This window comes from Bradyrhizobium sp. LHD-71 (assembly GCF_031157255.1).
GTDB lineage: Bacteria > Pseudomonadota > Alphaproteobacteria > Rhizobiales > Xanthobacteraceae > P52-10.
Genome location: NZ_JAVIFX010000029.1, coordinates 34,842 through 58,229 on the forward strand (window position 1 = coordinate 34,842; position 23,388 = coordinate 58,229).

18 protein-coding genes are annotated in these 23,388 nt (G+C 63.5%); 8 read left to right on the plus strand and 10 right to left on the minus strand.

The genetic code is table 11. The features are described 5' to 3' along the window. Genes RCO31_RS27125 through RCO31_RS27135 form a run of 3 tightly spaced genes read right to left on the minus strand, consistent with a single transcriptional unit; the run spans position 1 to position 2,442 of the window. Entirely contained in the window at positions 1 to 753 is a 753-nt protein-coding gene (locus tag RCO31_RS27125; RefSeq protein WP_308971480.1) for an ABC transporter ATP-binding protein, read from the minus strand. Positions 754 to 803: 50 nt separating this feature from the next. Continuing rightward, positions 804 to 1,505 (minus strand): FCD domain-containing protein, encoded by a 702-nt coding sequence (locus tag RCO31_RS27130; protein WP_308971481.1) that lies wholly within the window; start codon positions 1,503 to 1,505, stop codon positions 804 to 806. Positions 1,506 to 1,515: 10 nt separating this feature from the next. After that, a complete protein-coding gene (locus RCO31_RS27135; protein ID WP_308971482.1) occupies positions 1,516 to 2,442 on the minus strand; it encodes an ABC transporter substrate-binding protein in 927 nt (308 codons plus the stop codon). Between the two features lie 132 nt (positions 2,443 to 2,574). On the opposite strand from RCO31_RS27135, the gene RCO31_RS27140 reads away from it, so the two are divergent. From RCO31_RS27140 to RCO31_RS27150, 3 genes are all read left to right on the plus strand, one after another. After that, positions 2,575 to 3,561 (plus strand): fumarylacetoacetate hydrolase family protein, encoded by a 987-nt coding sequence (locus RCO31_RS27140; RefSeq protein WP_308971483.1) that lies wholly within the window; start codon positions 2,575 to 2,577, stop codon positions 3,559 to 3,561. A 127-nt stretch (positions 3,562 to 3,688) separates the two neighbouring features. Further along, complete coding sequence (locus RCO31_RS27145) at positions 3,689 to 4,465, plus strand: cyclase family protein (protein ID WP_308971484.1); 777 nt, start codon at positions 3,689 to 3,691, stop codon at positions 4,463 to 4,465. 175 nt (positions 4,466 to 4,640) lie between these two features. Further along, the gene (locus tag RCO31_RS27150) at positions 4,641 to 4,907 is read left to right on the plus strand and encodes a hypothetical protein (protein ID WP_308971485.1); all 267 of its coding nucleotides are present in this window, start codon (positions 4,641 to 4,643) and stop codon (positions 4,905 to 4,907) included. A 176-nt stretch (positions 4,908 to 5,083) separates the two neighbouring features. Here the strand turns inward: RCO31_RS27150 and RCO31_RS27155 are convergent, their stop codons facing one another. The 7 genes from RCO31_RS27155 to RCO31_RS27185 all read right to left on the minus strand — a co-directional run bounded on the left by RCO31_RS27155 (position 5,084) and on the right by RCO31_RS27185 (position 17,869). Beyond that, complete coding sequence (locus tag RCO31_RS27155) at positions 5,084 to 6,757, minus strand: thiamine pyrophosphate-requiring protein (protein WP_308971486.1); 1,674 nt, start codon at positions 6,755 to 6,757, stop codon at positions 5,084 to 5,086. Positions 6,758 to 6,976: 219 nt separating this feature from the next. Further along, complete coding sequence (locus RCO31_RS27160; RefSeq protein WP_308971487.1) at positions 6,977 to 8,005, minus strand: LLM class flavin-dependent oxidoreductase; 1,029 nt, start codon at positions 8,003 to 8,005, stop codon at positions 6,977 to 6,979. 220 nt (positions 8,006 to 8,225) lie between these two features. Then, positions 8,226 to 9,584 carry an HlyD family type I secretion periplasmic adaptor subunit gene (locus RCO31_RS27165; RefSeq protein WP_308971488.1) on the minus strand — a complete coding sequence of 453 codons (1,359 nt, stop codon included), beginning with the start codon at positions 9,582 to 9,584 and terminating at the stop codon, positions 8,226 to 8,228. Continuing rightward, entirely contained in the window at positions 9,571 to 11,325 is a 1,755-nt protein-coding gene (locus RCO31_RS27170; RefSeq protein ID WP_374991539.1) for a type I secretion system permease/ATPase, read from the minus strand. The genes RCO31_RS27165 and RCO31_RS27170 overlap by 14 nt, the downstream gene beginning before the upstream one ends. Before the next feature lie 72 nt (positions 11,326 to 11,397). Continuing rightward, positions 11,398 to 14,850, minus strand: a complete 3,453-nt coding sequence (locus tag RCO31_RS27175; RefSeq protein ID WP_308971490.1) for a glycerophosphodiester phosphodiesterase family protein — start codon at positions 14,848 to 14,850, stop codon at positions 11,398 to 11,400. A 146-nt stretch (positions 14,851 to 14,996) separates the two neighbouring features. Further along, a complete protein-coding gene (locus tag RCO31_RS27180) occupies positions 14,997 to 16,955 on the minus strand; it encodes a glycerophosphodiester phosphodiesterase family protein (protein WP_308971491.1) in 1,959 nt (652 codons plus the stop codon). A 104-nt stretch (positions 16,956 to 17,059) separates the two neighbouring features. Then, positions 17,060 to 17,869: a DeoR/GlpR family DNA-binding transcription regulator gene (locus RCO31_RS27185; RefSeq protein ID WP_308971492.1), complete on the minus strand. Its 810-nt coding sequence runs from the start codon at positions 17,867 to 17,869 to the stop codon at positions 17,060 to 17,062. A gap of 240 nt (positions 17,870 to 18,109) precedes the next feature. Between RCO31_RS27185 and RCO31_RS27190 the strand changes: the two genes are divergently transcribed. From RCO31_RS27190 to RCO31_RS27210, 5 genes are all read left to right on the plus strand, one after another. After that, positions 18,110 to 19,201: an ABC transporter ATP-binding protein gene (locus tag RCO31_RS27190; RefSeq protein WP_308971493.1), complete on the plus strand. Its 1,092-nt coding sequence runs from the start codon at positions 18,110 to 18,112 to the stop codon at positions 19,199 to 19,201. Positions 19,202 to 19,203: 2 nt separating this feature from the next. Beyond that, complete coding sequence (locus RCO31_RS27195; RefSeq protein WP_308971494.1) at positions 19,204 to 20,463, plus strand: ABC transporter substrate-binding protein; 1,260 nt, start codon at positions 19,204 to 19,206, stop codon at positions 20,461 to 20,463. A 69-nt stretch (positions 20,464 to 20,532) separates the two neighbouring features. After that, on the plus strand, positions 20,533 to 21,405 hold the full coding sequence (locus tag RCO31_RS27200; RefSeq protein ID WP_308971550.1) for a sugar ABC transporter permease: 873 nt from the start codon (positions 20,533 to 20,535) through the stop codon (positions 21,403 to 21,405). A gap of 8 nt (positions 21,406 to 21,413) precedes the next feature. Further along, a complete protein-coding gene (locus RCO31_RS27205) occupies positions 21,414 to 22,220 on the plus strand; it encodes a carbohydrate ABC transporter permease (protein WP_308971495.1) in 807 nt (268 codons plus the stop codon). A 118-nt stretch (positions 22,221 to 22,338) separates the two neighbouring features. After that, complete coding sequence (locus RCO31_RS27210) at positions 22,339 to 23,121, plus strand: SDR family oxidoreductase (protein ID WP_308971496.1); 783 nt, start codon at positions 22,339 to 22,341, stop codon at positions 23,119 to 23,121. Positions 23,122 to 23,388 lie beyond the last annotated feature (267 nt).

Consider the following 23,388-nt stretch of genomic DNA (forward strand, 5'->3'; position numbering starts at 1 on the left):
TCAGCCCTCGGTCTTCTTGATGAAGTCGAACAGCTCCCGCCGCAGCCTCAAGAATTCCGGATGCTCACGCGTGGTGAGTTGATCGCGCGGGCGCGGCAGATCAACCATCACCTCGATGCCGATACGGCCCGGATGCGGCAGCAGGCCAATCACCCGGTCGCCGAGATAGATTGCTTCCTCCAGGTCGTGCGTCACGAACAGCACGGTGGCGCCGCTGGCGGCGACCAGCGACAGCACTTCGTCCTGCAGTCCCTGCCGCGTCATCGCATCAAGCGCGCCAAACGGTTCGTCCATCAACAGCGCCACCGGATCCTGAGCGAGACAGCGCGCGATCTGCAGTCGCTGCTGCATGCCGCCGGACATCTCCGCTGGATACTTCTCCGCATGATCGGGCAGACCGACCTTCGCCAGGAGCTCGGCGATGCGCGGCGCGCGCTTGGCCGAAGGGACGCCCGCGGCTTCGAGCGCCAACGACACATTGCCCGCCGCCGTGCGCCATGGAAGCAACGCCTTGCCGTAATCCTGAAAAATGATTGCAATGTCGCGGCGCGGTGCGGTCATCTTTTTGCCGTCGAATGTCACCGCGCCGGCAGTCGGCTGATATAGCCCCGCCGCGAGCCGCAGCGCCGTGGTCTTGCCACACCCGGACGCGCCGATGACGCAGACGAACTCACCACGACCGACCGTGAAGTTCAGATCGTCGACAATCACCTTGCCGCCGAGCTCGATCGTCGTCTGCGCGAACGTCATCATCGCGGATCTCGCATTTGCCGCCGGAGCGGCTCGAGCGCTGTGAGTCATGGTCACGATTTTTGACCTTTCTCGTCCGGATACACATAGCCGATCGTGCTCTTCAGGTGCGCCTCCAGCATTGCCGGCGCCCGGCGCTGGTCACGCGCCAGCACGCAATCGGCGAGATCGCGATGGGCCTGCACGAACGTTTTGCCGCTTTCGAACTTGCGCATCATCACGCGGCGGTAACGGTAGGCCTGATCATAAAGGTCGGAATGGGCGGCCAGCAGCCGAGGCGAGCCGCACGCTTCGAGCAGCGAGGTGTGGAAACGCTTGTGCAGCGTGTCGAACTCCTCGGCACCTTCGGTGAACTTCGAACCGGTGCGTTCCACATAACGCTGCATGCGGTGCAAGGCTGCGACAATGCCGGCTTCCCAGTCATCCTTGCCCTGCTTCATGGACAGGCACAGCGCCTCCTGTTCGACGATGATGCGCATACGGGTGATGTCGCGCAGATCCGTTTCACTGACGGGCGCGACGCGGAAGCCACGCTGCCCGAGCGCGATGACAAGCTGCCGCGCTGCCAGGCGCGAGAGCCCTTCCCGCACCGGCGTCGCGCCCATACCGTAGCCTTGCGCAAGATCCATGATGCCGAGCCGCGAACCGGGCGGCAGCCGCCCGGTGAGAATGTCGCGCTGAATCAACGCCGCCGCGCGCTCGCTCAGCGTGTCAGCCGTTTGGGCATCGACGGATTTCGCTAACGCGCGCGGCATCACGCCCGCCTCACTTCAGGATGAGCTTGGTCAGATCGAGATCGTTCTGCATCAGCTTCTGCTGCTTCATGACATCTACCCACCAGGCGAAATCCTGGGACTTGATCGTCGGCTCGGAATAGGCCGGCGGATTGAGCTTGACGATATCGATCGGCTGCTTGGTGAACTTTGAAATCGCCTCGGACGCTTTCTCGCGATTGGCGTTGACGATCTTCGCGCCCTCCGCGATGCCCTCCCGGAATTTCCTGATGATTTCCGGATTCTTTTCCGCCCAGTCGCGCGATGCCGCATAGAGAATGACCGGCTCGTTGCGGTTCAGCTCGGCGACGTATCGGAATGCGACAGATCCCGTTCCGGCATTGGTCATGCGCGTCACGAACGGTTCACCGGTCAGCACCGCATCGACCGCGCCAGACTTGAGAATGTCGTTCATGGTCGGAAACGAGACTTCGACGAAGTTCACGCCCTTCGGGTCGACACCCTTGTCGACCAGCCATTTGACGAACAGCACGTGCAAGAATGCGCCTAGGCCAGGAGCGCCGACCTTCTTGCCGACGAAGTCCTTTGGCTCCTTGAAGGTCACACCGGTCCGCCCGAACACGGAGGTCAGATTGGCGGTGCGCTCGTTCATGATTGACGCGCCGGCAACGGCGACGAGGTCGAGACCGCCATCTGCCGCCTGCAGAAACACCGAAGTTGTCGGCCCGCCGATCTGAATCGAGTTGGACAGCAGCGCCGCCGGGATGTTCGAGTTGATGCCGATCAACACCATTTCCGCGTCCAGTCCAAGACGCTTGAAGATGCCCTCATCGATCGCGATCATTGCCGAGGCGCAGTCGCCGGTCGCTGTGCAGCCGATCTGCAGTTTTTGCTGGGCGTGGGCGCTGCCCGCCATCATCAGCGCAAGCAACGATGCAACGATCGCCCTGATCTTCATCTCGGTCCTCCCCGATTTTCCTGCGCTTGACACGTCTTCTGAATTATCGATATTTTTCTTTTTCATATATTTTTGTTTCGCGCAAGACATGGCTCGGACCAACAAGCCGCAACAACGATGGGGGAAGCGCCGATGAAACTCGCAACATTCAGGACAGGCGGGGCAGAGCGCATCGGGATGGTGCATGCGAACGACACGAAGGTGTTCGATCTTGCGACCGCGGCAGAACGCGCAGGCCAGGCCGATCCCGCGTTCGCGTCGATGCTCTCATTGATCGACGGCGGGGAAAAGGCGTTGGATGCGGCACGCAACGCATTTGCGAGATCAGCAAGCGACGCCAGCCTCTCGTCGGACGTGTCGGCGGTCGAGATCCTGGCGCCGATCCCCGAGCCGCGGCAGATGCGCGACGGAATGTCCTTTCCCCTCCACATCCTGCAGGCGCCCAAAGGGCAGTTGCGGCTCGCTGCGCGTGCAAAGGGCGACATGGCGGAGCTTGCGCGGATCGACGCCGAGCCGCTCGGCGAACTGCCTGAAGTCTACCGCAAGGTGCCGATCTACTATATCACCAACCGCTTCAGCGTGCGCGGCACGAACACAACCGTGAAATGGCCGCGCTACAGCCAGGTGATGGATTATGAACTGGAATTCGGCATCATTACCAAGAACAGGGGTGCGAACATCCCGGCGTCGAAGGCGAAAGACCACATTTTTGGCTATACCATCTTCAACGACTTCTCCGCACGCGACGCTCAACGCATCGAGATGGAGGGTCGGCTGGGTCCCGCGAAGGGCAAGAGCTTCGATGGAGGCAATGTGCTCGGGCCCTGGATCGTCACGCCGGACGAAATCGGTGATCCCTACAAGCTGAAGATGGAGGCCCGGGTCAACGGCGAAGTGCGCTGCTCCAGCATCAGCAGTGGTATGTTGTTTCCGTTCGAGGAGATCATCGCCCATGTCACCAAGGACGAGACGCTGGTGCCCGGCGAGTTCATCGGCTCAGGCACCGTCGGCGGCGGCTGCGGGCTCGAGATCGGGCGCTATCTCGAACATGGCGACATGATCGAGCTCGAAGTGGAGAAGATCGGCGTACTGAAGAACAGAGTGGAGCGGCAGGATTGATCGTCATTGCGAGGAACAAGGTAGCCTGTAGCCCGCATGAGCGAAGCGACATGCGGGGATGCTTGCTGGAGAGTCAGATCCCGGGGTCGCTTCGCTCGCCCGGGCTACGGAGAGAGGACGACCCATCATGGCGCGAAGACTGATCGACATCTCGGTGCCGCTGCAGAACGATGTGCCGGCCGATCCGCCGGGCGGACATCCGACCATCGAATACATCGACCACAAGCAAAGCCTCGACAGCATGCTGCGCTTCTTCCCGGACTTGAAGCCGGAGCAACTGCCGGACGGTCAGGCATGGGCTGTCGAACGCATCAACCTGTCGACGCACAACGGCACACATCTCGATGCGCCCTGGCACTATCACCCGACCATGAACCACGGACAAAAGGCGTGGACCATCGACGAGGTGCCGCTGGAGTGGTGCTATCAACCCGGCGTAAAGCTCGACTTCCGTCATTTTCCGGACGGCTATGCCGCAACTGCAACCGACGTCGAAAACGAATTGAAGCGCATCGGCCATGAGCTGAAGCCGCTCAACATCGTCGTGGTCAACACCTCGGCCGGCGCGAAGTACGGGAGACAGGACTACGTCAACTCGGGCTGCGGCATGGGCTATGAAGCGACCATGTACCTGCTCGAGCGTGGCGTGCGCGTTACCGGCATTGACGGCTGGAGCTGGGACGCGCCGTTCGTGTTCACCGCGAAGAAGTACGCCGAGACCAAGGATGCGAGCATTATCTGGGAAGGCCACAAGGCCGGCCGGCACATCGGCTACTCGCACATCGAGAAGCTGCACAATCTCGAGCAGCTTCCCTCCACGGGCTTCATGGTGTCATGCTTCCCGGTGAAGATCGAACGTGCGTCGGCCGGCTGGTGTCGCGCGGTCGCGATCATCGATGAGTGAATGCACACGAGCTTGGCATGCGACCCCGGCGATTGACCGGTTTGACAACGATTTTATGTCGTTTTGATCGATGCACGGGGCCGCCGCCAGGGCAGTTCCGGCTCGGAACAACAACACCAGCTTTCGCGTTGTCGAGGTGCGGCTCTCAACGGCCGCAACTCTCAAGGAGCGCGAGATGCGTACGTTCTTTGGAATGGTTCTGGGCTGCCTGCTGACCATCGCGGCCGTCTATGTGCATGACGTGTCGGCGACTTCGACGATCACATCAGGCACGACGGTCACATCAGGCACAACGACAGGCCAGAGCCGCCCTGCCGAAAGCCGCCAAGCCGACCTCGATAACCGCCAGATCGTCAATTGGGACGTTGCCTCAAAGAAATGGAACAACGTGACGGATAACGTGCGCCAGGCGTGGAACAGGCTGACCGCGAGCGTGAGCTGAGCTCGTCTTCGCGAGGGGGCAAAAATCCGCTCACTCTCACTTGTCCCGGCCAGGCAAACTGCAAGCCGGGACGCGTGATCCCAAGCAACAATGTGCTTTGCGGCGCGTCAACGTAGCCATTAAACTTTGCGGTTACGGATCGGCCCCGTGTTCGCGTCGCAGGGACGACCGTGTCCTCACGTTCCTGGACGCGCGACCTCGACTTCCTTGCTGGTGATGAACTCCAGCAGCACCGGCACACCTTCCTTGGTTTTTTCCATGCCGCGGCGGATCGCCGGCACGATGTCCTCAGGCTTGGTAACGCGCTCGCCGTGACCGCCAAAGGCGCGCGCCATCGCGGCATAATCGCCGGAGATGTCGGTGGAGCGATACTTGTCTGTCGAGATCGGCATCACCTTCAGTTCGATCGCCATGCTGAAGTTGTTCAACAGGATCGACATGATCGGGATACGCTCGCGCACCGCGGTTTCGAAATCCATGCCGGTGAAGCCGATCGCCGCATCACCCCAGACGTTGATGCAAAGTTTCTCGGGATGGGCGAGCTTCGCACCCATCGCCAGACCAAGGCCGTAACCGAGTTGCGTGGTCTTGCCCCAACCGATGTAGGACAGCGGCTCGACCGATTTCCAGAACGGCGAGAGCTGGTCGCGCGGACTGCCGGCGTCGTGGGTGATGATGGTGTTCTTGATGTCCACCGTCTTCTGCAGGTCCCACAGCACCCGGTAAGGGTTGAGAGGCGCGTCGTTGCTGGTCAGCTTCGGCATCCACTTCGCCAGCCACTCTTCGTGCGAAGCGGCAATCTCGGCCGCCACCGGCTTGGCATCGCGATCGGCCTTCACCGTCTTGCCGACTTCCTCCAGCAACGCGTCGAGCACCAGCGCTGCGTCGCCGACAAGGCCGACCTTCGCCTCGACGTCCTTGTTGAGATGCGCCGGGTCGAGTGTCGAATGGATGATGGTTTTGCCCTTCGGCATCGCGATGCCAAAGTTCGTCTCGGTGAACGAGCAGCCGATGCCGAAGATCACATCGGCATCGCTCAAGAACTTCGGCACCGCGCGCGGCACCGCAAGCCCGCCGGAGCCCAGCGACAGCGGATGGGTTTCGGGAAATGACGACTTGCCACCAAGGCTGGTGGTCACCGGCATCGCCAGCCGCTCGGCGAGCTTCTTCAGTTGCGGCCATGCCTTGGCGTAGTGCACGCCCTGCCCTGCATACATCACCGGCCGCTTGGCGTTGACCAGCAATTCCGCGGCTCGCTTGATGTCCGCCGGATCGGCGCCATAGCGCGTGCGCAGCACCGGCGTGTAGTTCAAGGGCTCGGCCACCTCGTCATTCCAGGAGTCCGACGGAATTTCGACGATCACCGGACCGCCGCGGCCGTTCTTCAGCTTGGTGAACGCACGACGGAAGATGTTGCAGACCTCGGAGGCCTGCCAGATCTGCTCTGAGCCCTTGGCGAACATCCGCATCGCCTGGGTGGAGTTGAAGTTCGGGTCGACCTGCGCCAGCCGGCGCGGATAGCCCATCGGCAGCACCAGCACCGGCACCGATTCGCCGTAGCATTGCGCGACGCCGCCCATGGCGTTCTCCGCTCCGGGGCCGTGCTGCATGCAGAACGCACCGATCTTATGGCCGGAGCTTAGCCGTGAAATTGCATCGGCCATGTGAACGCCAATGCGCTCCTGCCGCACCATGATGGGGCGGATGTCCGCCGCTGCGGCGTATTCGATGAGATGATTGACGGGATAGCCGCAAAGGATCTCGATTCCTTCGCGCTTCATGATCTCCGCGATCGCTGCGCCAAGCTTCATGCCGGTCCTCCCGTTTCGTGTTTGACGATCTTTTGGCAAAGATCGCTCGCCTGATCAATCTGGTGACCGGCTCACGTTATCGGCAAGAGCGGATGCGGTCCACGCAGCGGAACGCTAAGACTTGCGCGGAGTGAAAGTGGATAGGGCCCCTGCGAAGCAGGAGCCCATACGCGGCAACGGTCATGTCGCGGAAAGCAGAGATTGCCTTCAGCCAATATACTCGGAGGATATCGGTTCCTGCTTTCGCAGGAACCGCAGCTACACCGTTGCGAGCGTGCGCTCGCCGATCGCGGGAGCGATCTCCTTCATGAAGAGCTGGAGACCGCGGTTCGAAAACTCGGCCGGCATCGGTCCGGTGCGGAAGCGCACGATCACCCCACCGATTCCCGTCCGTTGCAGCTCCGTGAACTCCTCCATCATGCTGTCGGGCGCCCCACACAGGACCTGCGGCGCCATGTTCGCATTGGCCTTCGCGACCTTCGCATCAAACTTCTCACTTTGCGCGGCGCGATAGACCTGCATCGCCTTGAAGTGTGGCATGCCCACTTCGTTGGCTTCCTTGTCGGTCGGAGCAAGAATTACTGTCCGCGCAACCCAGCATTTGGCGATCGCCTGATCGATCGAATCGGTGCTCAGTCCTGCCTCTTTCGCCGTCGTGCGATAGAGCTCAACGCTCTTCGCCGCAGCTTTCGCCGTCGCCGCCGCCATGATCACAGGCCGACCCTGGCGCGCCATCGCGCTCAGCGAACCGGGCGACGCGACGCTGCGCAGGATGGGCGGATGCGGCTTTGTGAACGGGCGCGGCCGCAGCATGCCGATTTCAAAGTTCCAGTACTTGCCGGCGTGCACAACCCGTTCGCCGTTCCAGCACTTGAGGATGATTTCCTCGATCTCCTCGAAGCGTTCCTGCGCGCTGTCCGGATCGATCTGGTAGCCGGCGTATTCATGGGTATTGACGAGGCTGCCGCGGCCGAGGCCGACGATCAGCCGGCCCTTGCACAGATTGTCGATCAACGAGATCTGCTCGGCCATGCGCAGCGGGTGATAGAGGGACGTCTGCAGCACTGCGAAGCCGATCTTGATGCGGTTCGTCGCCATCGCGAGGCCCGCCGCAAACGTCGGCGGATCGACATAGACGCAATTGCCGTCGAAGTGATGCTCGGCAAGAAAGACCGCATCCGCGCCGAGCTCCTCGGCCATCTGCGCCTCACGGATCGTCTCGTTGATGATCTGATGGTCCTTTGCTGGATCGCGCGCCTCGGGAAAAAGAAACACACCGATTTTCATCGTCACCCTCTTGTTCGGCCACATCTCGCGGCCTTCATTGGGCGCATCGGTGCCAGAAAAAGCCGCAAGGGAGAAGTGGCGTTGGCGGCTGGCTGCGATGGCGTTTTTGCAAGCTGTGATGAGGATTTACGCGCCAAAGCTGATCTTTGGGCGGATCTCGCGTCCCGGCTCTTCGTTTGCATCGCTTTGCGGCAACCTCATCTGTGAGGTTGCGGCCATATCAATATCGGAACGACCGCGCGAGCTGGTCCTCCAGCGGTTTGACGAGATAGACGAGCGCGGTCCGTATCCCGGTCTGAATGAACACCTCGACCGGCATGCCGGGGAGGAGCGCCTTGCCATCGAGCCGCTGTACCTCGGCTCGCTCCAGCCTGACCCGGGCGATGTAGAAGGATACGCCCGTCTTCTCATCGGTTGCGGAGTCGGCCGAGACCTGGATCAGGCGGCCGTGGAGATCGGGGGTCGTGGCACTGTCGAAGGCCGGGAAGCGCAGCACCACCGCCTGTCCCACGCGCAGCCGGTCGATCATTGCCGGCTCGATCCGGGCCTCAACCACGAGACCGTCGGTTTCCGGGACGATCAGCATGATCTGCTCGGCCGGGCCGATGACACCACCGATCGTGTGCACCGTGCTTTGATGGACGATGCCGTCCTGCGGCGCGCGCATCTCGACGCGGGCAAGCTGGTCCACCGCCGCGATGCGTCGCTCCGAGAGATCTGCGATCTTGCCCTCGACGTCGCGCAGCTCCGTCGTGACCTCGCGGCGCAGATCCTCGTCAATCTGCAGGACCTGCAGCTCGATCTCGGCGATACGTCCCTTCACTCGGGCCGTGTCGGAGGTGAGACTCCCCTCCTCACCGGCCAGTCGCGAGGCCTCGCGCTGAAGTGCAGTGAGCCGTGGCAGCGCAACGAGACTCTGCTCGTAGAGTTTCTGCACGCCGTCGAGCTCGTGGTGAATCAGCACGGCCTGGGCACGCTTGGCCTCGATCTGTGCGGCCAGCCCCCTGATCTCCTCGTTCGACTGGGCGATCCGCTCGCGCAGCTGCGAGCGCTGCACCTCGACCGCGCCGCGTCGCGTGCGGAACAGAGTCTGCTCACCCTCCAGCGCCTGGACCGCCACCCGCTCTCCGAGCCGCTCTGCCAGCTCCGGGGGGATGACAATCTCGGCTTTACCGTCGCGCTCGGCCTCGAGCCTAGCCTTGCGCGCCTGGAAGCGGCGCAACTCGATCTCGATCAGCGCCAGGTTCGCCTTGGCCTGGGTCTCGTCGAGCTTCACCAGCACATCACCGGCCTTGACGCGGTCGCCGTCCTTGACCTGAATCTCGGCGACGACGCCGCCCGACGGATGCTGGATGCGGCGGACGTTGCTTTCGACAACAACCTTTCCGGAGGCGATCACTGCGCCGGCGATCGGCGCGGTCGCGGCCCAGAGGCCAACTGTCCCCAAAAGCAGCACGATGGTCACGACGCCGGCGATCGCCGCTCGGCGAATATCCCGCCGCGGATCGAGGCGGCGGGCCTCAGGTGCTCCTGACGCGATTTGCGGCAAGCCGGCCCTGTTTTCGTTAACCGCGCGCATTGGCCGTCACCATCATCTTTGAAGTCGGGGAGCCGACGTCCGCGGCCGCAGGGGGTGCGGCGGCGAGAGTCTTGCGCAGTACCTCGTCTTTCGGACCGAACGCCTGCACCTCGCCTTCGGCGAGGACCAGCACAAGGTCGATGCCGGCCAGCGCTGAAGGGCGGTGGGCGATGACGACAACGATGCCGCCCCGCGCGCGAACGCTGCCGATCGCAGCGGTCAGCGCCGCGTCCCCTTCGGCGTCGAGATTGGCGTTGGGCTCGTCGAGCACAACCAGGAATGGGTCGCGGTAGAGCGCCCGGGCCAGGGCGATGCGCTGGCGCTGACCGCCGGAGAGGATGCCACCGGCCTCGCCGATCGGCGTCTCGAAGCCTCTCGGCAGGCGGACGATCATCTCATAGGCGCCCGCCGCCTTGGCCGCCGCCCTCACCGCCTCCTCGCTCACCTCGGAATCGAAGCGGGCGATGTTCTCCGCCACCGTTCCGGCGAAGAGCTGCACATCCTGCGGCATATAGCCGATCATTGCGCCGCGCTGTTCGGCCGACCATTGATCGAGAGTGGCGCCATCGAGGCGCAGGGAGCCGCGCTGCGCCGGCCAGACGCCGACCAGCGCGCGCGCCAGCGTCGATTTTCCGGAAGCCGAGGGGCCGATCACGGCGAGCCCCTGCCCGGCCTTCAACGCAAAGCCGATATCCTTCAGAACCGGGCTCGGGCTGCCCGGCGGCGCCACGAATACATGCTCCAACGCGACCTGCTGCTTCGGCCGCTCTGGCGTGACGAGCGGATCCCGCCGCGCGTCGCCCAGCGCTGCCTTCAGCCGGTGCCACGCTTGACGCGCGCCGATGAAGGGCCGCCAGTTGCCGACGGCGAGTTCGATCGGCGCCAGCGCCCGGCTGCTCAAGATCGAAGCGGCGATCATCACACCTGACGAGGCCTGATCTTGCATGACCAGCCAGGCGCCGAGGCCGAGCATGACGGACTGTAGCATGAAGCGCACGATCTTCGAGACCGTGCCGAGCCCGCTGGTGATATCGGACGCGCCGAGCCCGGTCGCGACGTAGCGATCGTTGACGCTGTCGAACAGGGCCGTGACCCGTCGCTCCATGCCCAGCGCTGCGACTGCCTCCGCGTTGCGCCGCATCGCCTCCAGCAAGGCCGATCGTTCGGCCCCGGCGCGCGCACCCTCGGCGCTCGGGCGACGCGACAGGAATTCCGTCAGCAATGCGATCACGATCAGGACCACGGCACCCGCCACCACCGTCCAGCCGAGATAGGGATGCAGGATGAAGCAGAGCCCGCCATAGAGCGGAATCCACGGCAGGTCGAACAGGGTCGTCGGTCCCAGCCCTGACAGGAAGCCGCGGACGCTGTCGAGATCGCGCGAGAGCTGCATTGCACCAGGAGCACCACGCACTTGCGCGCTGAGGATGATACTCACCACTGGCGAACTCAGCCGGCGGTCAAGCATGATGCCGATCCGGCTCAGAACGCGCTGGCGCAGCCAGTCGAACACGCCAAGCAAGATGTAGAGGACGGCGACGATGATCGAGAGCGCGATCAGTGTCGGCACGCTGCGTGACGGCAGCACCCGGTCATAGACCTGGAGCATGTAGATCGACCCGGTCAGCATCAGCACATTGACCACGGCCGAGAACAGGGCCACCGCGAGAAACGCCGAACGGCAGGAGGCCAGCGCTTCGCTTGCGGCATTGGCAGAGGGCTTGGGAAGCAAGGGAGACACCCCTCAAAAAGGCGATCTGGAACAGGAAGGGCGCCGCACGGCGCCCTTCCGATTAGCATTGGCATGTAACGCTCAGACGAAGTGGAAGTCGTCCGCCTGCAGGCTGGCGAGCTGGACGTTCTTCAGCGTCAGCGAGGTGTCGGCGTCGACAGCGAAGACGATGTCCGCGCCTTCCTGATGGGCCGCTCCGATCGCGGCGTCGAAGTTGGCGAACACGTCGATCGCGAACTCCAGCACGTCCGCGCTCGAACCCGTCGTCTTGAAGTCGCCTACCGTATCCTTGCCGAAATCGGCGGCAAAGACGAAGACATCGCGGCCCGAGCCGCCCGAGAGCAGATCATTGCCCTCACCGCCCTCGATCCGATCGTCGCCCGAGCCGCCATCGATCACATCATCGCCAGCACCAGCGAGGACGACATCGTCACCCGAGCCGGCATCGAGCACGTCATTGCCTTGGCCCGCATCGATCTGATCGTCGCCCGAACCGGCCTTGATCGTATCGTTGCCGAGGCCGCCGTAGACCGCATCATCGCCCGAACCGCCATCGAGCACGTCGTTGCCTTCGCCACCCCATAGCGTGTCGTCACCGGCGCCACCTTTCAGCGTGTCGTTGCCGGCGCCGCCATCGAGATGGTTTGCGGCGTCATCGCCGATCAGGATGTCGTCTGCCGAACCACCGATGACGTTCTCGACGCCGATGAGTTCATCTTCACCGATGTCGTCGCCGTTGGCCTCGCCAGCAGCGAGATCGACCACGATGCCCACGCTGTCGTCGGAATAGTCGACGGTGTCGATACCTTCGCCGCCGTCGATGAGGTCGTCGCCGGCGCCGCCGATGAGGATGTCGCTGCCGGAGCCGCCGATCAGCTCGTCGTCACCTTCGCCACCCTTGAGGACATCGCCGCCTGCGCCGCCGTCGAGCAGATCGTCGCCCTCGCCACCATCGAGCGTATCGTTGCCTGCGCCGCCGTCGACCTCGTCGTCGCCAAGACCCGCCAGGATCACGTCGTCACCCGTCGTGCCCGTCAAGATATCGTCGCCCGGCGTGCCGGTCCCGGGAGCAGGTACATCCGCGGCCTTGACGAAATGCACGTCGTCCAGCGCCACGCCGGCGCCCCAGGAGTCCGCGACCCCCGTGTCCATGAACTCCAGCCTGTTCGAACCATCACCGGAGCCGCCGATCACGTCGAAGGTGTAGGTCGTCCAGCTGGCGCCGGTCTGCGGCGGGAGTCCTTCGAAGATGACCTCGCCGTTCCACAGCACGCGCACGCCGTCATCGTTTCTCACTGTGTCGGAGTCGGAAAGCGAGAAACTCACGCGATAGGTCGCACCGGTTTCGACATGGGCGATGGTCTGACCGATCCTGTGCCTGGCTGCCAGATTGGAACTATCCATGTCGATCCAGAACTGGCCGTCCTTGGCGTTGACGCCACCGTAGTGATCCCAGTGCTGCTCGATGCGCATGTTGTTGACGTTCGTCCAGCCGACAATGGCGCCGTCGGGATTTCGGTAGCCCCAGTCGGAGGGACCGTTGCTGCCGGAGGATTCGCTCACATCCTCGAAGCTGCCGTTGACGATGAGGTCCATGCCGACGGGGATGCCCGGCACGACGGTCAGGTTCACGGCCGTCTCGACGAAGCCGCCATGCCCGTCATTCGCCAGGAACGTGAAACCATCCGTTCCAGTGAAGTCCGCCGCCGGGGTGTAGCGGTAGCTACCATTCGCGTCGAAGATAACCGTGCCATGGGCCGGGGCTTCACCGAGGCTGTAGATCAATGCGTCGCCATTGGCGTCCGTGGCTGCGACCTTGCCGTTGAAGGGAAGGTTTTGGCCTACGAGGATATCGACCTCGGCGGCCTCCGGCGCGACGTTCCCTGGCGCCGGCAGCATCGGATCAGAGAGTTTCACGAGATGGACGTCATCGAGCGCGGCGCCGAAGCTCGCGCCCATTCCTTCGAACATAAGTGCGTTCGAGCCGTCGCCCGAACCGCCGGCAACGATGAAATGCAGCTTGCTGGCGGTGCTGTCAGGAATACCCTCATAGATCACCTGGCCACCCCAGAGCACGCGCACACCATCTTCGCCGGTCGGGAGGTCGGCCAGCGAGAAGCTGAGGCGATAGACCGCACCGGTCTCGGCGTCTTCAATCTGCTGCGCGAGCACGCCGTCGCCGAAGTCGCCGTCGACGATGAGGTCGGTGCCGACCGGGATTGTCGAGGGGGCGGCGAAGCCAGGCGCGTTGGCCAGCACGGCCTGCAGGGTCGGCAGCAGAGCGGCGACCTCGGCATCGGTCCCGGGCATGGCGAGCGCTGCGAGCTCGGCGCCGGTAAGCGTCAAACCATCGGCGGTCGCGATCGACGCGGGTTGATGGGCGGGATCGACGCCGTTGAGAAGGACAAGCGCGTCGTTGCCGGAGCGGATGATCAGGTTGTTGCCATCGCGGATGACGGAGACGCTGGTCGGAGCAACCCCGTCGAAGACGATCGTGCTGGTATCGTCGAGCGAAACCAGATCAATTCCGTCACCGGCACGGAAGACCACCCGGTCACCAGTCGCCACGACGACATCATTGCCGCCACCGCCGTCGAGCACATCCGCGCCCTCGCCGCCGGAGAGGAAATCATTGCCCCCGCCGCCAATCAGCCCGTCGGCGCCGGTGCCACCGAAGAGCAGGTCGTTGCCGCCGTCGCCATAGAGCATGTCGTCGCCATCACCGGCGCGCAGGATATCGTCACCCTGCATGGCATAGAGCTTGTCGGCTCCGACGGTGCCGTTCACCACGTCCCATTGCTCGTTGCCATAGATCACGTTGACATCGTTGAGGAGCTTTTCGAGCGCCGGACGCGACCACTGCGTATTATCGGCGATAATGCCGTCGACCCCCAGATCGAGAGCCCTCTGGACGTCGGCAAGCGTTCCTTCGACGGTCCAGCCATTGACGACCAGGCCAGCCGCATGAGCGGCCGCAACCAGCTCCGGCGTGAGCAGGCTCATCACGGGCGCAACGCCGTCTGCGTAGGTCGCATAGTGGGCGATGGTTTCGGCGGTAAGGGCTGCACTGGTCAACTGCACCAGCGGAAGATCCACGCCATATTGCGGCATGAGCGTGTTACGAACGTCGGGTAGCTCCGAACCGAAGCTCTGGATGATGATCCGCTCCGGATCGGCAAAGTCATGGGCGATCAGCGTCTTGATGACCGCTTCATGGGTCGCGTAGTCGGCGGACTTCGTCTCGATCAGGATACCGAGCTTGCGGCCGGTTTCGGCCGACATCTCCTTCGTCAGCGCGATGAGCTCGTCGAGGGTGACGACCGTCGGGACCTGCGCGCGTACTTCCGCGTAGGTCATGTTGGCGATACCACCAGGAAGATCGTCATGATAGCTGACCAGCACGCCGTCCTTGGTCAGACGGAAATCGGTCTCGGCGTAGTCCGCTCCATAGTTGAAGCCCCACCTGTAAGCGTCGATCGAATTGTCGAGATAGGGGTTGGTGCCGCGATGGGCAAAGAGGATGGCATCAGACATGGTTTCATCTCCAAGAGGCAAGCAGAGACCGTTCCGGTCGCAACGCTGCGACAGGCGGCAAGCGTGATTGAATGATCGATGAGCCGCGCCCTCGCGGGCGCGGTCTCTTGTTGAGGGCTGAAGGCTCAGCCCGGCGTCGAAGCTGCTCAGACGAAGTGGAAGTCGTCCGCCTGCAGGCTGGCGAGCTGGACGTTCTTCAGCGTCAGCGAGGTGTCGGCGTCGACAGCGAAGACGATGTCCGCGCCTTCCTGATGGGCCGCTCCGATCGCGGCGTCGAAGTTGGCGAACACGTCGATCGCGAACTCCAGCACGTCCGCGCTCGAACCCGTCGTCTTGAAGTCGCCGACCGTATCCTTGCCGAAATCGGCGGCAAAGACGAAGACATCGTGGCCCGAGCCGCCCGAGAGCAGATCATTGCCCTCACCGCCCTCGATCCGATCGTCGCCCGAACCGCCATCGACCACATCATCGCCAGCACCAGCGAGGACAACATCGTCACCCGAGCCGGCATCGAGCACGTCATTGCCTTGGCCCGCATCGATCTGGTCGTCGCCCGAACCGGCCTTGATCGTATCGTTGCCGAGGCCGCCGTAGACGGCATCATCGCCCGAACCGCCATCGAGCGCGTCGTTGCCTTCGCCACCCCATAGCGTGTCGTCACCGGCGCCACCTTTCAGCGTGTCGTTGCCGGCGCCGCCGTCGAACGCATCGTCACCGTTGCCGCCGCTGACGACGTCGTCGCCCGCGCCGAACAGCAGCTTCTCGATGTTGGTGAAGCTGTCGGTACCGATGCCTTGGCCCGAGACGCGGCCCGCACCGAAGTCGACCGAGACCGGTCCGGTCGCCGCCGAGAGGTCAAGCGTGTCGAACCCCGCGCCGCCGTCAATCGTGTCGTTGCCGAGCCCGGCCAGGATGAGATCGTCGCCAGCCCCGCCGTCGAGCGCATCGTCACCTGCGCCGCCGTCAAGGCGATTCGCCGCATCGTCGCCGGTCAGGCTGTCGTCCCCCGAACCGCCGATGACGTTCTCGACGCCGATGAGTTCATCCGCACCGATATCGTCGCCGTTGGCCTCGCCGGTGGCGAGATCGACCACGATACCCGCCGAATCGGCGGAATAGTCGACAGTGTCGATACCTTCGCCGCCGTCGATGAGGTCATCGCCCACGCCGCCGATGAGCGCGTCATGGCCCGCCCCGCCCTGCAACTCGTCGTCACCGGCGCCGCCGATGAGGGTGTCGTTGCCGTCGCCGCCGTCAACGGTGTCGTCGCCGCCGTCGCCATAGACCAAGTCGTCGCCGGCTCCGGCCTCCACCGCATCGTCACCCTTCATGGCATAGACGAGGTCGTTGCCGTCGGTGCCGGAAAGCTCGTCGTCCTGATCGTCAGCGCCGTAGATCACCTTGACGCCGTTCAACGCCTCGACGTTCGTGCGAGCTGCATCCATGTTGTCGACATAGACGGCGTCGACACCCATGTTGATGAGGTTCTGCAGCTGGCTCGTTGACGTTCCCGCGCTGGTCCAGGTGTGCACCTCGAGGCCGAGCGCATGCGCGCGATCGACCTGCTCCTTGGTGTAAGAGCCGATCGAAGGGGCGATGCCGTCCGCGTAGGTCGCAACCTGCTCGAGATTGTTCATCCCGGAGCCGAGTTGCATCAGCGGGATATCGACGCCGTACTTCGGCATGATCTCTTCATGCAGGCTGATCAGATTCGCCGAGCCGAAGCTGTTGATGTAGACGCGCGACGGATCGGTGAAGTCGTGCTCGACCAGTTTCTGGATGACAGCCTCGCTGGTCGCGTAATTGGCGCTCTTGGTCTCGAGGGTGATACCGATGTTGCGGCCGGTCTCGATCGACATTTCCTTTACGAGCTCGATGACCTGGTCGAAGGTGACGAGGTTCGGGTTCTCGGCCAGCGCCTGCGCATAGGTCTTGTTCTCAAAGCCGTGGTTGTCGTGCGAGCACACCAGCACGCCATCCTTGGTCAGGAACAGGTCCGGCTCGATGAAGTCCGCGCCCCAGTTGATGGCCGCCTTGTAGGCATCCATCGAATGGTCGGGGTAGGGATTGCTGCCGCGATGAGCAAGAAGCGTAATGTCAGGCATCGGGTGATCTCCAAAGGTCAATAGTCGGCCGGCCCGGCCGCATGCTTGCGACAAGGAGTTGATGGACGAGCCGCGCCCCGGCCGCGCGCGACATTCGTTGAAGGCTAAGGGTTACGCTGGTGGGGTACTTTGACGAACTGAACGCTGGACTGATCGAGCATCTGCTGAATCCTGTCAGGCGGATCCGCTTCGCAGAACACTGCAGTGACCTGGTCGATGCGCCCGCCATGGACATAGGCCGGGCGGGTGAATTTCGAGGAGTCGAGCACGAGGTACGATCTGCGGCAGTTGCGCAGCATCGCCTCCCGCACGCGCACCTCCTCCTCCGAAAAATCCAGCAGCGAACCGTCCTCGTCGACGCCTGCGACGCCGAAGATCGCAACATCGACCTTGTAGGACGCAAAGAAGCTGTCGACGGCTGCGCCGCAGACATCGAGGTCGCCGCCGCGCACGGTGCCGCCGGCGATCGCCAGCGTGAAGTCCGAGTTTTGCCCCACCATCAGGGCGAGCGGCAGGTTGTTGGTCACGATCTTCAGCCTGCGGTGTGAAAGAAGCGCCTCCGCGACGAATTGTGGCGTGGTGCCGATGCCAAGCGAGAGGGACTCGCCATCGCTCACATGACCGGCGACGGCGGCGGCGATGCTCTGCTTGGCTTCGCGGTTCAGCACGTGACGGTCCTTGAATGTGAGGTTTCCGCTCCGAGCCATGCTTTCGATGCCGCCATGTCGACGACGGGCGAGGCCTTGATCGCAGAGCGCGACCAGATCGCGGCGGATCGTCTGCGTGGTGACGGCGAAGTGTGCAGCCAATTCCTCGACACTGATGAAGTCCCGACTGTGCAGCATTTCAGCGATGGCCGTCTGCCGCCGGTCCGAACCAGCGATCATGTTCAAGTGAACATCTTGTGTATTCATATGATCTCAATACCCCGAGCACATAACGCCCGTACGACAGTTTTTGCTTCGTAAGCATGATCGAGTGAGCGCAAGTTGGATTTTGCACTCGCATTTGACGTTCATATGAATGTCATCCGCCCCCGTTAGTGACGCCAGTGGATCGTCTCATGAAGACGATCTCCACGAGAGGCGGTGCGGGCACTTCATCCACACTGCCAGCCTGCTCTGCCCCTGCCCCGTCATCATCAAGCCTTCTGCATGATTGCCGCCAGCTTCCTGAATATCCAAAAGCTGAGCCGCCGCTTTTCCGTTCGTTCGGGAGTTGGCGACGTCTCGCTTTCAATCGAGCGCGGGCAATTCGTGGTGCTGCTAGGGCCGTCTGGTTGCGGCAAGTCGACGACATTGAGATTGATTGCCGGGCTCGAAACGCCGGATGGCGGCAGCATCGCGATCGATGGACGCGACGTCACCGCGCTCGCACCCTCAGAGCGCGGTCTCTCGATGGTCTTCCAGTCCTATGCGCTGTTTCCACATCTCGACGTAGCCGAGAACATCGTCTTCGGCCTCAAGGTGCGCGGCATCGCGCGGGCGGAGCGCCGTCGGCGGCTCGACGAAGCGCTGGCGATCACCGGGCTCGAAGGGCTCGAGGATCGCAAGCCGGCAAAGCTCTCGGGCGGTCAGCGCCAGCGCGTTGCGCTGGCGCGCGCCATCGTCGCCGGCCACCCACTCTGCCTGATGGACGAGCCGCTCTCGAACCTCGACGCGCAGCTGCGCCACAGTGTGCGGCAGGATATCCGCGCGCTGCAGAAGCGACTCGGCATGACGGTCATCTATGTCACACACGACCAGACCGAAGCGATGAGCATGGCCGATCTCGTAGTCCTGATGCGCGACGGGCGGATCGAGCAGGCCGCCAGCCCCGCAGAGATCTACGCACGGCCAGCAACGAGCTTCGCCGCAAGCTTCATCGGCTCACCGCCCATGGTGATGCTGCCGACACAGTTGCTCGGAGCCGATGATTGTGCACCTGCCGAGAGGGTATTCGGTGTGCGCAGCGAGGACATCGCGCTTCGTCCCGAAGGCCAGGGCCGACTCGCGGCGCAGGTCGTCGAACATGAATTCCTCGGAGCCGAGACTTTCGTCCATCTCGAGGTCGCAAACTCGATCCGCCTGACCGCGCGCGTTCCGGGCCGCTCCAACGCCGTGCCAGGCGACCGCGTCTCGCTCGACTGGCCGCGCGAGGCGCTCCATTGGTTCGAGCGCACGAGCGGCCGCCGCATCGCCTCATCCCCCTCACCCGCCGACCGGCGCAACGCGCCGGCCCCCACTTCAGCAGCGAAAGGCCCCTGACCATGAAATCTCTCTTCGCCGGCCTCCTTCTCGGACTGACCGCCGCCGCGACGCCCGCCGCCGCGGAGACCAAGCTCACCATGTATTATCCGATCGCCGTCGGCGGTCCGCTCACCGAAGTCGTCGATGGAATGATCAAGGGATTCGAGAAAGAGAATCCTGATATCGACGTCGAGGCCGTGTATGCCGGCAACTACGACGACACCCGCATCCGCGCGATTTCGGCGATCAAGAGCGGCCAGCCGGCGCAACTCTCGGTGCTATTCTCGATCGACGCCTATGACCTGATCGAGCAGGACCTGATCGTGCCCTTCGAAGAGGTCGCGACCTCCGAGGAGGACCGCAAGTGGCTCGGCAGCTTCTATCCGGCGCTGATGGCGAACGGAAAGATCGACGGCAAGACCTGGGGCGTGCCGTTCCAGCGCTCCACCATCGTGATGTTCTACAACAAGGACATGTTCCGCGAGGCCGGGCTCGACCCGAACCAGCCGCCGCGCAACTGGGAGGAGATGGCTGCCGCCGCCAAGAAGCTGACCAAGGACGGCCGCTGGGGCCTCATGGTCCCGACCACCGGCTACGCCTACTGGATGTTCCAGTGCTTCGCGATCCAGAACGGCAAGGAGTTGATGAGCGCCGACGGTACCAAGACCTATTTTACCGATCCCGCCGTGGTGGATGCGCTTGCCTTCTGGCGTTCGCTCTCGGCCGAGAAGAAGGTCAGCCCGGAGGGTGCGATCGAGTGGGGCACGCTGCGCCAGGCCTTTACGTCCGGCCAAACCGCAATGATGTGGCACACGACCGGCAACCTCACCGCTGTGAAGAAGGAAGCCAAATTCGATTTCGGCGTCGCCATGCTGCCCGCCAACAAGCAGCCCGGCTCGCCTACCGGCGGCGGCAACTTCTACCTGTTCAAGCAGGCAAAGCCCGACGAGCGCAAGGCCGCACTGAAGCTGATGAAATACATGACTGCGCCGGAGCGCGCCGCACAGTGGTCGATCGCGACCGGTTATGTCGGCGTCAGCCCGGCTTCCTACGAAACCGAAGCGCTGAAGCAGTACGGCAAGGAGTTTCCGCAAGCGATCGTCGCCCGCGACCAGCTCAAGGTGGCGATCCCCGAATTCTCGACCTACGAAACCGGCCGCGTCCGTGAGGCGCTGAACAACGCCGTACAGGCGGCGGTGATCGGCAGCAAGACCCCGCAGGCGGCGCTGAGCGAGGCTCAGGCCACTGCCGACCGGCTGTTGAAGCCCTTCCGGAACTAATCACCTGGAGCTCGCGGGGCCGGCCATGTCGGCTCCGCGACTTTTTCCGCGGGAGCCGTCGTGTCCGATATGTTGAAGCAGGAGCGACGGCGCGCAGCGCTTTATGGCTGGATGCTGCTGTCGCCCGCGCTCGTCCTGCTCACAACCTTCGCCTTCGCCCCCACGGTCGCGACGCTGTGGCAGAGCCTCTACTCGGCCGGCACGAGGCGGCGCCCACCGGCCTTCGTCGGCCTCGATAACTATGCCGACCTGATCGCCGATCTCACGTTCTGGCGCGTGCTCGGCAACAACCTGCTTTATGCCGGCGTCACCGTACCGGCCTCGATCATCATCGCGCTCGGTATGGCGCTCTGGGCCAATGCCAGGATTCCGGCGCGAGCCTTTGCGCGCGTCGCTTATTTCACCCCAACCATGCTGCCGATGATCGCGGCGGCCAATCTCTGGCTGTTCTTCTACACGCCGGGCATCGGTCCCTTCGCCGTCATCGGCCTGGGCTCGGTCAATTGGCTCGGACGGCCCGACACGGCGCTCTGGGCGGTGATCGCCGTAGCGATCTGGAAGGAGGCCGGCTTCTTCATGATTTTCTATCTCGCGGCGCTGCAGACGATCCCGCCCGATCTCAAGGAAGCAGCGCTGATCGAGGGCGCCGGCCGCTGGACCTACACGCGCCGCGTCGTGCTGCCGCTTTTGATGCCGACGACGCTCTTCGTGCTCGTCAACGCGCTGATCAACTCGGTCAGGCTGATCGACCAGCTTTTCGTGCTGACCAAGGGCGGACCCGACAATGCCTCCAAGCTCGTCCTCTACTGGATCTGGGAGCTGGCCTTCTCCTATTTCGATGCGCCGCGTGCCGCGGCCATGACCATTCTCGTGCTGCTGCTCCTCTGCCTCGTCGCAGTCATCCAGTTCGGCTTGATCGACCGGCGGGCGCACTATCGATGAGATCAACGATGCAGCGCTGGTTCAGCCTCGATGCTCTGGGCGCACTCGTGCTCGCCCTCGCCTGGGTCTCGCCCTTGGCATATGCCGTCTGGGCGGCCTTCCATGACGTGGGCGCGGTCGTGGGGCGCGATCTTGCCGCGCCCTGGACGCTCTCGAATTTCCGCGCCGTCTGGCAGCAGGCGCCCTGGCTTGCCTACGCTGCGAATACGGTGCGGCTTGTCACGACAGTGCTGCTCGGCCAGCTCGTGCTCTGTACGCTCGCGGGTTTCGCCTTTGCCCGCTTCGAGTTCCCCGGGCGCGATCTCGTCTTCATCCTCGTTCTGATGCAGCTGTTTATCCTGCCAGAGGTGCTGATCGTCGAGAACTACGCCATTGTCGCAAAGATCGGTCTGTTCGACACCACGCTTGGTATCGCCCTGCCCTACATGGCGAGTGCCTTTGGCATCTTCCTGCTCAGGCAGGCCTTCAAGTCCGTACCAAAGGAGCTTGAGGAGGCGGCGCGCGTCGAGGGCTGTTCGTGGCTCGGCGTGCTCTGGCGCGTCTATATCCCGGCGGCGCGACCGGTCTACCTCGCCTATGCGCTGGTCTCGGTCGCGACGCACTGGAACAATTTCCTGTGGCCGCTGATTGTCACCAACTCGCCGCAGACCCGACCTTTGACCGTCGGCCTCTCGCTCTTCGGCGCGCCCGAGAGCGGCGTCGACATCTCGCTGATCAGCGCCGCGACGCTGATGACGATCGCGCCCCTGGTGCTGGCCTTCGTCATCTTCCAGCGACAGTTCATGCAGGCCTTCCTGACATCCGGGATCAAATGACCCGCCAATAAGCGATATTGAGCTAGCGCAGACGGCAACTCCAAATACGCAATTGTCAGCCGCGGCAGGCCCGACAACAATGCGACCACTGAAAATCAATGATCGGGAGGGTCGAGCGATGCATCCGAAAGGCAAGGTCTGCGTAGTCACCGGAGCAGCAAGCGGCATCGGCGAAGCGGTCGCGCGCGCCTATGCTGAGGCTGGCGCGAAGGGCGTCGTGGTTGCCGACCTTGCCGCCGACAAGCTCGCCGCCGTCGCCGGCGATATCGGTGCCCTCGCCGTCCCGACCGACGTGTCCAAGGAAGCTGACATCCAGGCCCTGATCGCGGCCGCGGAAGCGAAGTTCGGCAATGTCGACGTGTTCTACTCGAATGCCGGGCTGTCACGCCGGGGAATGGAGGATGCGCCCGACGCGGACTGGGACATCAACTGGCGCGTGCATGTGATGAGCCATGTCTGGGCGGCCCGCGCGCTCGTGCCGAAGATGCTGGCGCGCGGCTCCGGCTATCTCCTCAACACCGCGTCCGCCGCGGGCCTGCTCACGTCGCTGAACTCCATGAGTTACGGCGTGACGAAGTCAGCGGCGGTTTCGCTGGCCGAGCATCTCGCCATCCAGTATGGCGACCGCGGCATCCGCGTCTCGGTGCTGTGCCCGCAATCGGTGCAGACCGGCATGACAAAGCCGGGCCCCAGCGCGGCGCGCGTCGACGGCATCATGACCGCGGCCGAAGTCGCGCGTATCGTGCTCGAGGCGATGGAAGCCGAGCGTTTCATGATCCTGTCGCACGCGACGGTGCACGAATATGAGCAGCGCAAGATCTCCAACCGCGACCGCTGGCTTTCGGGAATGCGCCGCTTCCGCATCAAGCTCTACGGCAATCCAGAGGAAAAGCGGGCGTAGCTGGCAGCTCCGGTCGCTGACTCTCTCCCCACTTGCGGCACATATATCTATCTCGAAGATCGCAGCGAACTTGGCGCACTCCCTCTCCCCGTTGGGGAGAGGGTCGGGGTGAGGGGCAGGAACAAACGCCGACGTCGCGATCGCGCGCTGAGAGGGCCTTCGCATCACAACCGCCGCACGCCCTCACCCTAACCCTCTCCCCCGGGGAGAGGGAACATGCCGAACGCGCAGTTGGCTCTTGCTCAAATCTTATGCGATTTCCCTCGC

Bases quoted from the DNA above. Each gene is read 5' to 3' on its own strand.
- RCO31_RS27200 (WP_308971550.1), top strand. From the start codon at position 20,533: ATGTTGAAGCAGGAGCGACGGCGCGCAGCGCTTTATGGCTGGATGCTG.
- RCO31_RS27185 (WP_308971492.1), bottom strand. From the start codon at position 17,869: ATGAATACACAAGATGTTCACTTGAACATGATCGCTGGTTCGGACCGG.
- RCO31_RS27135 (WP_308971482.1), bottom strand. From the start codon at position 2,442: ATGAAGATCAGGGCGATCGTTGCATCGTTGCTTGCGCTGATGATGGCG.
- RCO31_RS27205 (WP_308971495.1), top strand. From the start codon at position 21,414: ATGCAGCGCTGGTTCAGCCTCGATGCTCTGGGCGCACTCGTGCTCGCC.
- RCO31_RS27190 (WP_308971493.1), top strand. From the start codon at position 18,110: ATGATTGCCGCCAGCTTCCTGAATATCCAAAAGCTGAGCCGCCGCTTT.
- RCO31_RS27165 (WP_308971488.1), bottom strand. From the start codon at position 9,584: ATGCGCGCGGTTAACGAAAACAGGGCCGGCTTGCCGCAAATCGCGTCA.
- RCO31_RS27175 (WP_308971490.1), bottom strand. From the start codon at position 14,850: ATGTCTGATGCCATCCTCTTTGCCCATCGCGGCACCAACCCCTATCTC.
- RCO31_RS27160 (WP_308971487.1), bottom strand. From the start codon at position 8,005: ATGAAAATCGGTGTGTTTCTTTTTCCCGAGGCGCGCGATCCAGCAAAG.
- RCO31_RS27195 (WP_308971494.1), top strand. From the start codon at position 19,204: ATGAAATCTCTCTTCGCCGGCCTCCTTCTCGGACTGACCGCCGCCGCG.
- RCO31_RS27140 (WP_308971483.1), top strand. From the start codon at position 2,575: ATGAAACTCGCAACATTCAGGACAGGCGGGGCAGAGCGCATCGGGATG.
- RCO31_RS27125 (WP_308971480.1), bottom strand. From the start codon at position 753: ATGATGACGTTCGCGCAGACGACGATCGAGCTCGGCGGCAAGGTGATT.
- RCO31_RS27150 (WP_308971485.1), top strand. From the start codon at position 4,641: ATGCGTACGTTCTTTGGAATGGTTCTGGGCTGCCTGCTGACCATCGCG.
- RCO31_RS27130 (WP_308971481.1), bottom strand. From the start codon at position 1,505: ATGCCGCGCGCGTTAGCGAAATCCGTCGATGCCCAAACGGCTGACACG.
- RCO31_RS27210 (WP_308971496.1), top strand. From the start codon at position 22,339: ATGCATCCGAAAGGCAAGGTCTGCGTAGTCACCGGAGCAGCAAGCGGC.
- RCO31_RS27145 (WP_308971484.1), top strand. From the start codon at position 3,689: ATGGCGCGAAGACTGATCGACATCTCGGTGCCGCTGCAGAACGATGTG.
- RCO31_RS27180 (WP_308971491.1), bottom strand. From the start codon at position 16,955: ATGCCTGACATTACGCTTCTTGCTCATCGCGGCAGCAATCCCTACCCC.